Genomic DNA, 12,125 nt, shown 5'->3' on the forward strand with positions numbered 1-12,125 from the left:
AGGTGTAAATCGTGGTGTGCCCATATGCTCCCCCTATGCTCAAACTGTAGGGCAGGATCGTCTACCGGGGTGGGGTCAGTCCAACTGTAGGGCAGGATCGTCTACCGGGGTGGGGTCAGTCCAGCATGTTGATTAATCGCGCCATAGAACAGGGGGCAGAGCCCGAAAATTATTTGTTTGACGTAGATCGCTTTATTCATCCCTCAGGTAAAAGGGAAGCTGAGCCAGCCATACAGCCCGTTCGCTCGTTCTTCAGCAGGCTAACGAAAGAATGCGGTTTCAAAGTCACCCCTCATCGATTCCGACACACTTTAGCGACTGAGATGATGAAATCTCCGGATCGGAATCTGGCGATGGTGAAAGGGTTACTCGGGCATCGGAGTGTCAGTACCACGATGGAATACATTGAAATGGATTTAGAGGTGACCGGACAGGCTTTAGAAAATGAGCTTTCTTTGTATATGGATGTTTTAACGGTACGGGAAGAGGAGGCAAGTCATATCTTGACATAACTTTAACTAGCTGTAAAAATCACCAGTGATCGAGAAAAGGACGCCTGTGCTCTAACACAGGCATCCTTTTAAGAGGAACCTGACAATCAACATCGAGTGTACAAATTCGAAAACACTGCGACATCAACTTGCCGATTCCATTTTTTCGCCCGTTATGAGGAATGAACCTCTAACCAGCGTGCTTTGATGCAGAATGATGGTGCCCGAACCCGGAATCGAACCAGGGACACGGGGATTTTCAATCCCCTGCTCTACCGACTGAGCTATTCGGGCAACGGGGCGCATTAAACCGTAAAGGAAGAAAAGCGTCAAATGCTTTTCTCGCGAATGCGGACTGATTGCACTCTTTTCCATCAGTTTGCCGCGAAAAAAGCCAGCTATGGGTCAATGATTCGCCGACTGCAACGGTTATTCTCCACCCTCAATGGCAGAGTCGGCGAGCCGCTAAATATCTTGTCGCAAAAATTCACCATACTGCATAAATTTGCATAACTTGCGGATAATAAAACGATTTTAGTTATCTGTTTTTTATTAATTCGTTAATTATCATCACCTTATCTTTCTCTCCTTAGTTGCAATTAATTCAGTTTTGCGGGTTGTGCCGAAAAATAAAAAATGCGATTATTGCGCAAATTTTGACGCCCCGTCATTCCATTCATTTGAGGTCGCCGCCATGAACGGTTCAATGCTGAATCAAAGCACTTGTTCCCGTCATCTTCTGATGTCGCAGCGTGCGCGAACGACCCTCTGTCAGAACCCATCGATACACGCTCTCACCATGCGGTGAGGCTTTCTGTCGCTTGCTATCAGGCATGAGTAAAAAACAGACGCGCTCTGGTTTTACTGATGTCTGGCGGTTGAAGCTGAACTCCATGCTTTGTCGATCAGACACCTTTCGCCGGGAAGTGACTTCCCATTGCCGTGCCTTTGGCACCCACTCATCCTGTTTGACCTGGGATTTGTGCTATGACAACACTAAAAATTGCTGCCAGCGCCGCCGTTGCGGCAAACCTCCATACCCAGCGCGACGTTGTGACGCTGGACAGTACTGATTTTACCGATGTGGCGGCGGTTGTCGTCTCGGTGGCTGATTCACGCAGTGGCGTGCTGGCGTTATTACGCCATACCGGTTTCAATCTGCCGGTATTTATCGCGCTGGAAGGTAATGAGCAGGCGCAGGCTTTGCCTGAAGTAACCGGTTTGCTGAACGGCGATGCCGAGTCGTATGCTCAGTTAGAAGCCGCCGCCGCGCAGTATGAAGCGGCTTTGCTGCCGCCTTTCTTTGACACCCTGACCAAATATGTGGCGATGGGTAACAGCACTTTTGCCTGTCCGGGACATCAGGGCGGAGCCTTCTTTAAAAAGCATCCGGCCGGACGTCAGTTCTTCGATTTCTTTGGCGAAAATGTGTTTCGCGCCGATATGTGTAACGCCGACGTTAAGCTCGGTGATTTGCTGATCCACGAAGGATCGGCGAAGCATGCGCAAAAATTCGCGGCAAAAGTGTTTAACGCCGATAAAACCTATTTTGTGCTGAATGGGACTTCCAGCGCCAATAAAGTGGTCACCAACGCGCTGCTGACGCGTGGCGACCTGGTGCTGTTTGACCGCAATAACCATAAATCTAATCATCACGGCGCACTGATTCAGGCGGGTGCAACGCCGGTTTATCTGGAAACCGCGCGCAATCCGTTTGGCTTTATCGGCGGCATTGATGCCCACTGTTTCGACGAGCGCTATTTGCGTAAGCAGATTAAACAGATTGCGCCGGAGCGTGCTGGCGAAGCCCGTCCGTTCCGCCTGGCGGTGATCCAGCTCGGTACTTATGACGGCACCGTGTACAATGCGCGTCAGGTGGTGGATCGAATCGGCCATCTCTGCGATTACATCCTGTTTGATTCAGCCTGGGTCGGCTATGAGCAGTTTATTCCGGTGATGGAAGCCTGTTCGCCGCTGTTGCTCGATCTGAATGAAAACGATCCGGGCATTTTTGTTACCCAGTCGGTGCATAAACAGCAGGCTGGTTTCTCGCAGACTTCGCAGATCCACAAAAAAGATAATCATATTCGCGGTCAGCAGCGTTTTTGCAGCCATAAGCGGTTGAATAATGCTTTTATGCTGCATGCTTCAACCAGCCCGTTTTATCCGCTGTTTGCCGCGCTGGACGTGAATGCCAAAATGCATCAGGGCGCAGCAGGCCGTCGCCTGTGGCATGAGTGCGTTACGCTGGGGATTGATGCGCGTAAGGCGATTCTGGCGACGTGCGAGATGATTAAACCGTTCCTGCCGGACAGTGTCGACGGTAAGCCGTGGCAGGAGGCGCCGACCGAAACTATCGCCGCGGATACACGCTACTTCAGCTTTGCGCCGGGCGCGCAGTGGCACGGTTTCGACGGTTATGCGCGCGATCAATATCTTATCGACCCGTGCAAGTTGCTGCTGACCACGCCGGGCATTGATGCCGCCACCGGCGAATATGCCGCGTTCGGCATTCCGGCGACGATTCTGGCGAACTATCTGCGTGAAAATGGCGTGGTGCCGGAGAAATGCGACCTTAACTCGATCCTGTTCCTGCTGACGCCAGCTGAGAGCGCAGAGAAAATGGCGCACCTGGTGGCGATGCTGGCGCAGTTCGAGCAGCATGTGAAACAGGATGCGCTGCTGTGCGATGTGCTGCCGACAGTTTATCGCAAGAATGCCGCGCGTTATCAGGGCTATACCCTGCGCCGCCTGTGTCAGGAGATGCACGATCTGTATGTCAGCTATGGTGTCAAAGATCTGCAGAAAGCGATGTTTCGTCAGGAGAGTCTGCCGAAAGTGGCGATGAATCCGCAGGATGCCAATATCGAATTTATTCGTGGCAATGTGGAGCTGGTGCCGATCGCGCAGGCGGAAGGGCGTATCGCTGCCGAAGGCGCACTGCCGTATCCACCAGGCGTGCTGTGCGTGGTGCCGGGTGAAGTGTGGGGCGGTGCGGTGCAGCGCTATTTCCTTGCGCTGGAAGAGGGCATTAACCTGCTGCCGGGCTTCTCGCCGGAGTTGCAGGGCGTCTACGCTGAAGCCGACGCCAGCGGTGTTAAGCGGCTGTGCGGTTATGTCATGATGTAATAACTGGGGCGGCATTTACATGCCGCCCGTGATTTTATGCTGAAGCCGCTGCCGACTGCGCATCTTCCCGTGCCTGACGGACTATGGCTTTCGCCATCCACTTCGCCACATCCTGTAGCTCCTGATTATCACAACCCCAGATATCCTTCATCACCAGAAAAATCTCTGAGCCGTAAACCAGCGACAGTGAGTGCAGCACGCGTTGCATCAGTTCGGGGGGCAGCTCGGCAGATAGCGGCTCGACCACCTTCTGCAATAGCAGCTTACGATTACCACGCACCAGTCGCTCTTTGATGGGCACCGCATCCTGGGATTGCGACTGCGCCCACTGCGTCAGTGACAGGTGCAGCGCCGCCCGCAGTGTGCCTTCATGTTGCAGCATGCGCGGAAAGGCGAACGTCAGCAGCTCATCGATGCGCGCTGTGGCTTCCTGTTTGGTTGGCTGCCAGCTGTTGATTGGACTCAGGGTTTCACTGACGATAGCGGCAACCAGCGCGCTTTGCGTCGGGAAATAGCGATAAGCGGTGGCACGCGACAATTGTGCCGCCTGCGCCACTTCACTTATCGATGGAAAGGCTCCACCATCAAACATTTGCATGGCAGTATCGATTAGCAGGCGGCGCGTTCGTGCGCGAGTTGATGTCAGCGACATACCTTCTTGGTTTTCCATTTGAACCACAATGACCTCTGTATCAGTATAAATCTGCCTGAAGATGGGTGGGTTAGCGAGCAAAAACAGCATAATAAACGCACATTTTCCCGTCACTGAGTTAACTTTCAGGCTTCATTCCAGGCTAATTGACGATATTGAGATATCAGTTTCATTCTATTGATTTATCAATTTAATGGATGATACTGTTATCTCAGCGTAAAGTGACAGTTCCTATCACAAAGGATATTGTGGTTTTTATTTCAGGTTTATCAACTCTTTATTCAGTTAAATAACAGGATTGAGCCAAAGAAATGAAGAAAAAGAATGGTTTTATCTATGCCGTAGCGACGGCAGATACTAAAGGAATGGAACTGTATTTCGTCCGCGATTTGATTGCCAATAGTGGAGCGAAAGTGGTCACAGTTGATCTGTCCACTCAGACACTTAGCACAGCTTCATTCGCTGATTTCAGTGCCGAAAGCATCGCCGCTTTTCACCCTCAGGGAACGGCGGCAGTATTCTGCGGTGACCGCGGACGAGCGATTGATGCCATGGCCACTGCATTTGAGATTTTCCTTAGTCAGCGCGACGATGTTGCCGGGGTGATTGGCCTTGGTGGATCGGGCGGAACCGCGCTGATAACCCCGGCGATGCAGGCTCTGCCGGTGGGCGTGCCCAAGCTGATGGTCTCGACGATGGCTTCCGGCGATGTTTCCGGCTACGTCGGTGCCAGCGATATTAATATGCTCTATTCGGTGACCGATGTGGCCGGCCTGAACCGTATTTCTCGTCAGGTGCTGGGCAATGCCGCCCATCAGATTGCCGGTGCGGTGCTGTTTGAGGTTCCGGCGGACGAATCGGACAAGCCAGCGCTGGGCCTAACCATGTTTGGTGTCACCACCCCCTGTATTCAGGCGGTGAGTCAGTCGCTGGCTGAGGATTATAATTGCCTGGTGTTTCACGCTACCGGCAGCGGCGGTAAAGCCATGGAGAAGCTGGCCGACAGCGGTATGCTGTCTGGCGTACTCGATCTGACCACCACAGAAGTGTGCGATTTACTGGCGGGCGGGGCGCTGGCTTGTGGTGAGGATCGTTTCGATGCTATCGCCAACTCCCGGGTGCCGTATGTGGTCTCCTGTGGTGCGCTGGATATGGTTAATTTCGGTCATCCGTCGACCATACCGGCGAAGTATGCTGACCGTCTGTTTTACCATCATAACGCACAGGTCACTCTGATGCGCACCACGCCGGAAGAGAACGTAGCGATCGCCAAATGGATTGCCGCCAAACTTAATCGTTGTGCAGGCGAAGTCAGATTTTTAATTCCGGAAGGCGGTTTTTCCGCGCTGGATGCTGTCGGGCAACCTTTCTGGTCACCCGAAGCCAATCAGGCATTTATCACCACGCTGGAAGCTGAGCTGTTACAAACTGAGCAGCGCAAAATCCAGCGTTTGCCTTATAACATTAACCATCCACTGTTCGCCGAGGCGGCGGTGGCGGCATTTCGCGGCCTGATAGCGAAGGAGAAGTAGTGATGCCGGGGTTTAACCGACAGGAACTGTTAGCCAGATTCAGGGCAATGATTGCCCGCCGCGAACCGATTATCGGTGGCGGAGCCGGAACCGGGCTTTCAGCAAAGTGTGAAGAAGCTGGCGGTATCGATCTGATCGTTATCTATAACTCGGGCCGCTATCGCATGGCAGGACGCGGTTCACTGGCCGGTCTGCTGGCTTACGGTAATGCTAATGAAATTGTGGTCGATATGGCGAAAGAGGTGCTGCCGGTGGTGAAAAACACGCCGGTACTGGCCGGAGTTAACGGCACCGATCCTTTTTGCCAGTTCGATAAGTTCCTCGACGATTTAAAAGCACTGGGTTTTTCCGGCGTGCAGAACTTCCCGACCGTCGGGCTGATTGACGGTAACTTCCGCGCCAATCTGGAAGAGACCGGCATGGGCTACGGGCTGGAAGTGGAGATGATTCGTCTGGCGCATCAGAAGAACTTACTGACCACGCCTTATGTGTTTAATCAGCAGGATGCCGTAGCGATGACCCAAGCCGGTGCGGATATTATTGTGCCGCATATGGGCCTGACCATCGGTGGAAATATCGGTGCGGAAACCGCGCTGAAGCTGGAAGATTGCGTACCGCTGATCAATCAGTGGGCGCAAGCCGCCAGGGCAGTGCGCGAAGATGTGATTGTACTCTGTCACGGCGGGCCGATTTCGACGCCAGAAGATGCGCAATTTATTCTCGATAACTGTCCGTTATGCGACGGTTTCTACGGCGCCAGCTCAATGGAGCGTCTGCCGACCGAAGTGGCGTTAACGGATACGACTAAGCAGTTTAAAAATATAAAGCGTTAATACTTTGAGCCCTCACCAGGGGAATAGCAAAACGGCGAGCATCTGCTCGCCGTTTTTTTGCTGATAACCTGTCAGTAACGACGATAGCCATTCTGCGCTTTGCTGACTTTCACCAGATAACGGCGTGATTCTGCCGCCGGGTGATTGGTGCTCAGCGTCTGATAAAAATCGCCTGGCGATAAGGCGTTAATTTTACTGAACGCGGTGTTTTTATCACTGGAGAACATGCGCAACACGCTACCCGCACCGCCGTTGTAGGCGGTAATTACCGCGTAACGCCGCGATGTCGGATTAGAAATACCTGACAGATAGCTGTTTTGCAGAATCGCCAGATAAGCGGTACCGGTATCAATGTTGTTTTCCGGATCAAACAGATAGCTGCGGCTTGGTTTGCCCCATTTACCTTTCATGCGGAACACGTCTACCCCGGCAGTATGTTGCACCACCTGCATCAGACCCAGCGCATCAGCATGGCTGACGGCGTAGGGGTTGAAGCTCGATTCAATCTGCATAATCGCCAGAATCAGTGACTGGTCAACGCCATACTTCTCGGCCGATTTACGCACCATCGGCAGATATTTGTGCGCACGCTTATCCAGATGGTTTGGCACCATTGGAATGGTCACCGACCAGATCACATGCATGCCGGACGTGCGGCGCTGCAATTTATTCTGGATCAGATAGTCAGCAAAGTTGCCGGCGCGCCCCTGCCAGCGAATCGGCTGACCGGTATTATCCAGTACCTGGCCATACAGCAACGGCTCTTTACTGATCTGAATATCGTTAGCGTCGGAATAGAGATCGACATTGCCCGGATCGTCACCGATCAGCAAGGTGGTAATAATTGCCTGACGCAGGCTGGCCGTTGGGTTAGTCCCGGCGATGGTTTCAATGGTGATGCTACCGGCGTCAAAGTTGATATGGCTGCGGGTATAGTATTGATCGCTGTACTTAACATAGTCCTTCGGACCGGCGATCAGGACTTCATTGATGCCCCAAATATTCTCGATGTTGTGGGCAAACTGGCCCATTAAAATGTCAAACCCGTTGGTGTCTTTGACCCACTCTTCATGAGACGTCGTTTTTTTGTTGCCTGAGCAGGAGATCAACAGCGGTGCAATGACGAGCAAGGCGATAATTTTTTTCATTTTCTCAATGCTTAACCCAAAAAATGGGGCCTCAGGGAGGCCCAAAGCGTTATTCTTCTGGCGGGGTGTAGCCTTCGATATGGACTTCTTTGCCTTCAAACAGGAACTTCACCATCTCCTGTTCCAGCTGTTTACGGTCTTCCGGATTCATCATGCTGAGTTTTTTCTCATTGATCAGCATCGTCTGTTTTGCCATCCACTGTGACCAGGCTTCTTTCGAGATTTCGTTATAAATACGTTTACCGATATCGCCCGGATAGAGCTGGAAGTCCTGTCCCTCAGCATCACGTTGCAGGAACGTACAGAAAATTGTGCGGCTCATTACTCTTCCTCTTGTATCGCGCGTGTGTTCAGCGTCATTTGCTGTGGTTGCCGTAACTCTTGTAGCAGGCGCTCAACCGGAGCGGCCAGTCCCACAGACGGCGGCTGCGCTAAGTTATACCAGAGACCCGCGCCTTCATCCATGGCTCCACTCGCAGAAGGCAGTTCCAGCCACATTGGTACAATATCCAGATGAAAATGGCTGAAAGTATGGCGGAAGGCAATCCGCTGCTCTGGCTTGCTGCCCTTGATGCCGCGCGCTTTCAGCCACTGTTGCAGCTCTTCCTCGCTGGTGAATTGCGGAAAGCAGAACAGGCCGCCCCACAAGCCAACCGGCGGGCGCTGTTCCAGCCAGACGCCGTTACCGCGTTGCAGCAGTAAAAACCAGCTGGTGCGCTCTGGCAGCGTCTGTTTTGGCTTCTTACCGGGATATTTCGCCCAGCTACCGTTGGCGTAAGCCACGCAACTAAGATTAACCGGGCAGATCTCACATTTGGGTTTCGAACGGGTGCAGACCATCGCACCGAGATCCATCATCGCCTGATTAAACTGGCTGACACCGACAGTCGGTGTTACCAGCTCACTGATATTCCACAGTTTTTTCTCGACATCTTTCTTGCCCGGCCAGCCGTCAACGGCGTAACAACGGGCCAGCACGCGTTTAACATTGCCATCAAGGATCGGGTAATGTTGTCCGAGTGACAGCGAAAGAATCGCGCCCGCCGTCGAGCGGCCAACGCCGGGCAGATCGGCCACCGCTTCAAAGGTCTCAGGGAATTTACCGCCGTGCAGCCCGACCACCTGTTGCGCCGCCTTATGCAGATTACGCGCACGTGCATAGTAGCCAAGCCCGGTCCACAGGTGCAGCACCTCATCCAGTGGCGCAGCGGCCAGATCGGTAACGGTGGGGAAGCGTGCCATAAAGCGCTCGAAGTAGGGGATGACGGTCGCAACCTGAGTTTGTTGCAGCATCACTTCCGAGAGCCAGACTTTATAAGGCGTTTTTTCCTGCTGCCACGGCAGGGTTTTGCGTCCGAAGCGCTGATACCAGTCCAGCACTTGTTGCGCGAACTGTTGCGCTTGCATCATTGGGAGGAATTTTTCCGTTATTACTCTACAATCAGGCAGGAATTCCAGCACAGACGCTGGATGCTGTAAACCGGAACTTTACGGGACTTGCTTCTCAGCAGTAACTTTGCATAATGCCCGCATTTCCAGAATATGCAGATCAACAGGCAGCCACATGATAAATGACGTCATCTCACCAGAATTTGATGAAAACGGCCGCGCGATGCGCCGTATCCGCAGTTTTGTCCGCCGTCAGGGCCGGTTAACCAAGGGCCAGCAACACGCACTGGATAATTACTGGCCGGTGATGGGCGTTGAGTATCAGGCACTGCCGGTCGATCTGGTCGATCTTTTTGGCCGCGAAGGGCCAGTGGTGCTGGAAATTGGTTTTGGTATGGGGGCGTCGCTGGTCACCATGGCGGGTAATAATCCGCAACAAAACTTCCTCGGTATTGAAGTACATTCTCCGGGCGTTGGTGCTTGCCTCGGTTCGGCGCATGAAGCTGGCGTCGATAACCTGCGCGTGATGTGTCACGACGCGGTTGAAGTGCTGGAGAATATGATCCCGGATAACTCGCTGCGTATGGTGCAGCTGTTCTTCCCGGATCCATGGCATAAAGCGCGCCATAATAAACGCCGTATTGTGCAGGTGCCGTTTGCCGAACTGGTGATGCGTAAGCTGAAGCTGGGTGGGACTTTCCATATGGCTACCGACTGGGAATCTTATGCTGAGCATATGCTGGACGTGATGAGCAGCATCGAGGGCTATCAGAATCAGTCAGCAGACAACACTTATGTGCCGCGTCCGGAATCACGTCCGTTAACTAAATTCGAGCAGCGCGGCCAGCGTTTAGGCCACGGTGTATGGGATCTGATGTTTGAGAGGGTTAAATAATGGCTACACAACGCAGTCGTCGTCTTCGTAAGAAAATGCACCTTGACGAGTTCCAGGAACTCGGTTTTTCCGTCAACTTTACCTTCGAGGAAGGCACCAGTGAAGCGGAGATCGACAGCACCGTCGATGCGCTGATTAACGAGGTTATCGAGCCGAATGGTCTGGCGTTTGATGGTAGCGGCTATCTGCAGTGGGAAGGGCTGATCTGTCTGGAGAAGATTGGCAAGTGCACTGAAGAGCATCAGGAGCAAGTGCGTAAATGGCTGAACGAGCGTCAGTTGAAAGATGTGCGAGTTTCTGAACTGTTTGATGTTTGGTGGGACTAATTATTACCGGGGCGGCTTATTGCCGCCCGATTAATTTTTTATTCAGGAGATTTCATGATTCGTAAAGCGCTGATTGTCGCATTACTGATGGCCGCAGGTCAGGCTCAGGCCGCTTATGAGTGCAGTGTTAAGCCGCAGGATGATGTGGTGATTAAACCGCAAAGCGTGCAGGTGGTTGGCGCTAACGGCAATATGGTGATCTCTCCTGAAGGTAACGTGCAGTTTAACGGTAAGCAGGTCGATATTGACGCCGCGACGCGTCAGAAAGCGATCGATTATCAGAATGCACTGCGCCGTGATTTGCCATGGGTTGATCAAGGGGCAACGCAGCGTCTGGAAAAAGGCCGGGTGGCGCTGGATAAAGTGATTGTCGAGAAGCTTGGCAGCGACAGTAATGTCCGTTCGCGTCTGACCTCGTTGAATAGTCAGCTGAAACAGCAGATGAACCGTATTATCGAGCATCGTAACGACGGTTTGACCTTCCATCATCAGGCCATCGATCAGGTGCGTCAGGATGGTGAGCGTCTGGTGCAGAATGCGATGGGCGGCGTGGTTCAGGACAGCCTGAACGAGATGGGTAAGAAGCCATCGGGTGGCAGCGATAATCCGCTACAGGCGATTATGGGCAATCTGGGGGGGTTACAGCAGGCAATCCAGGCCGAGTGGCGCAACCAGGAGCAGGATTTCCAGAACTTCGGTCATGAAGTCTGTAATCGTGTCACCACGCTGGAAACACAGCGCAAAGGTGTGCTGGCGGCAGTGAAATCCAGTTAAAGACGCCGTTGCGAACAGAATATTTAACCTGGCGCCGCTGTCAGCGCCAGGTCCCTCACAAATAAGATTTTTTCATATTAACCAACCTCCCATTTAACAGGCAGTTACTGTGCAGTAGGCCGCGATTAACCGTGGCGATGCGAGTAACGCTCTTAGAATCAGAAAAACGTCTCAGAACCCGAAAGATTCATTTTGGGTTACCGGTCACTCTTATTAATTAATTGAATTAAACAAGAGTAATGTCCGATGACCATCCAGCAAGCGGCCGCTAATACCTCAACCTCCCGCTATCAGATGCAGACTGAAGCATCGCGCCAGGACAGCGGATATCCTTCCGTTCCGCCGGTTGCCTTCGCTAATCTGGTTAACGCCGTTGCTGCTGCCAGAGTTGGTGGGCAGGAATGGACGCAGGATGAGTCCATTGGCGAGCTGGCTGCGCGTTGCTTCAGGCTCAGCCCGCCGCTGATGAACTGGCTTAATCGGGAGATCGGCCTGGCGCTGAGTACTCCTCAGGCCGGAAGCCCTGTAACCCTGACCGCGATGACCGGGAAAGCGGATCTGACAGAGCATGAGGCCGGAATGCTGGCCGGGAAACTGGAAGAGTGCTTTCTTTTCGGACTGGAACAGCCTGCCGTCGACGAACCCCTGGATCACGCCGGGCAAGGCATGTCAGGCGGGCTGAAACCGCTGGAAAAACAGCTCATCACCGACCGGCTGGCGGTGCTGGATGAGTATGATCGCGAGAAGTCCAACCCGACGCTGTATACCCGCCACACTCTGGCTGATGAGTGGCTGAAAATGAAGGACGTTGTTCTGATCGGGCACGCCGGTCCGTTGCCGGAAGCGGCGGTGGAAAACCATGTGATGGCGGTACCGCCCGCCATCCTTTACCTGGTGGAGGAGGCTCAGCAGGGCATCCGCGTGCTTGAAGAGGGCTTTCGCCGGGAGTGGACGGG

General features: G+C 53.1%; 11 protein-coding genes, 1 tRNA gene and 1 pseudogene. 8 read left to right on the forward strand and 5 right to left on the reverse strand.

The features are described 5' to 3' along the window. Positions 1-125 precede the first annotated feature (125 nt). Positions 126-512 (forward strand): annotated as a pseudogene (locus NG42_RS11095) (site-specific integrase); the annotation flags it as partial. Between the two features lie 197 nt (positions 513-709). Here the strand turns inward: NG42_RS11095 and NG42_RS11100 are convergent. Beyond that, positions 710-785, reverse strand: a tRNA-Phe gene (locus NG42_RS11100). A gap of 693 nt (positions 786-1,478) precedes the next feature. Here NG42_RS11100 and NG42_RS11110 point away from each other — a divergent pair. Then, positions 1,479-3,620: an ornithine decarboxylase gene (locus NG42_RS11110; RefSeq protein WP_052899395.1), complete on the forward strand. Its 2,142-nt coding sequence runs from the start codon at positions 1,479-1,481 to the stop codon at positions 3,618-3,620. A 34-nt stretch (positions 3,621-3,654) separates the two neighbouring features. Here the strand turns inward: NG42_RS11110 and NG42_RS11115 are convergent, their stop codons facing one another. Next, the gene (locus NG42_RS11115) at positions 3,655-4,290 is read right to left on the reverse strand and encodes a TetR/AcrR family transcriptional regulator (RefSeq protein ID WP_052899525.1); all 636 of its coding nucleotides are present in this window, start codon (positions 4,288-4,290) and stop codon (positions 3,655-3,657) included. A 293-nt stretch (positions 4,291-4,583) separates the two neighbouring features. On the opposite strand from NG42_RS11115, the gene NG42_RS11120 reads away from it, so the two are divergent. After that, on the forward strand, positions 4,584-5,804 hold the full coding sequence (locus NG42_RS11120; protein ID WP_052899396.1) for a Tm-1-like ATP-binding domain-containing protein: 1,221 nt from the start codon (positions 4,584-4,586) through the stop codon (positions 5,802-5,804). Positions 5,805-5,806: 2 nt separating this feature from the next. After that, complete coding sequence (locus NG42_RS11125) at positions 5,807-6,637, forward strand: phosphoenolpyruvate hydrolase family protein (protein ID WP_052899397.1); 831 nt, start codon at positions 5,807-5,809, stop codon at positions 6,635-6,637. A gap of 71 nt (positions 6,638-6,708) precedes the next feature. On the opposite strand, the gene mltC is transcribed toward NG42_RS11125, so the two are convergent. Genes mltC through mutY form a run of 3 tightly spaced genes read right to left on the reverse strand, consistent with a single transcriptional unit; the run spans position 6,709 to position 9,195 of the window. Next, positions 6,709-7,785 carry a membrane-bound lytic murein transglycosylase MltC gene (gene mltC, locus NG42_RS11130; protein WP_052899398.1) on the reverse strand — a complete coding sequence of 359 codons (1,077 nt, stop codon included), beginning with the start codon at positions 7,783-7,785 and terminating at the stop codon, positions 6,709-6,711. A gap of 49 nt (positions 7,786-7,834) precedes the next feature. Beyond that, positions 7,835-8,107 carry an oxidative damage protection protein gene (locus NG42_RS11135; RefSeq protein ID WP_052899399.1) on the reverse strand — a complete coding sequence of 91 codons (273 nt, stop codon included), beginning with the start codon at positions 8,105-8,107 and terminating at the stop codon, positions 7,835-7,837. Further along, complete coding sequence (gene mutY, locus NG42_RS11140) at positions 8,107-9,195, reverse strand: A/G-specific adenine glycosylase (protein ID WP_052899400.1); 1,089 nt, start codon at positions 9,193-9,195, stop codon at positions 8,107-8,109. The genes NG42_RS11135 and mutY overlap by 1 nt, the downstream gene beginning before the upstream one ends. Positions 9,196-9,349: 154 nt before the next feature. On the opposite strand from mutY, the gene trmB reads away from it, so the two are divergent. The 4 genes from trmB to NG42_RS11160 form a co-directional block, all read left to right on the forward strand. Beyond that, positions 9,350-10,069, forward strand: a complete 720-nt coding sequence (trmB, locus tag NG42_RS11145) for a tRNA (guanosine(46)-N7)-methyltransferase TrmB (RefSeq protein WP_052899401.1) — start codon at positions 9,350-9,352, stop codon at positions 10,067-10,069. Continuing rightward, the gene (locus NG42_RS11150; protein WP_052899402.1) at positions 10,069-10,395 is read left to right on the forward strand and encodes a YggL family protein; all 327 of its coding nucleotides are present in this window, start codon (positions 10,069-10,071) and stop codon (positions 10,393-10,395) included. Before trmB ends, NG42_RS11150 begins: the two co-directional genes overlap by 1 nt. A gap of 54 nt (positions 10,396-10,449) precedes the next feature. Then, positions 10,450-11,169 (forward strand): YggN family protein, encoded by a 720-nt coding sequence (locus NG42_RS11155; RefSeq protein WP_052899403.1) that lies wholly within the window; start codon positions 10,450-10,452, stop codon positions 11,167-11,169. Positions 11,170-11,415: 246 nt separating this feature from the next. Next, the coding region (locus NG42_RS11160; RefSeq protein ID WP_162231027.1) for a hypothetical protein at positions 11,416-12,125 on the forward strand (710 nt) is incomplete at its 3' end.

The sequence above is a fragment of the Winslowiella iniecta genome (assembly GCF_001267535.1).
Classification (GTDB): Bacteria; Pseudomonadota; Gammaproteobacteria; order Enterobacterales; family Enterobacteriaceae; genus Erwinia; species Erwinia iniecta.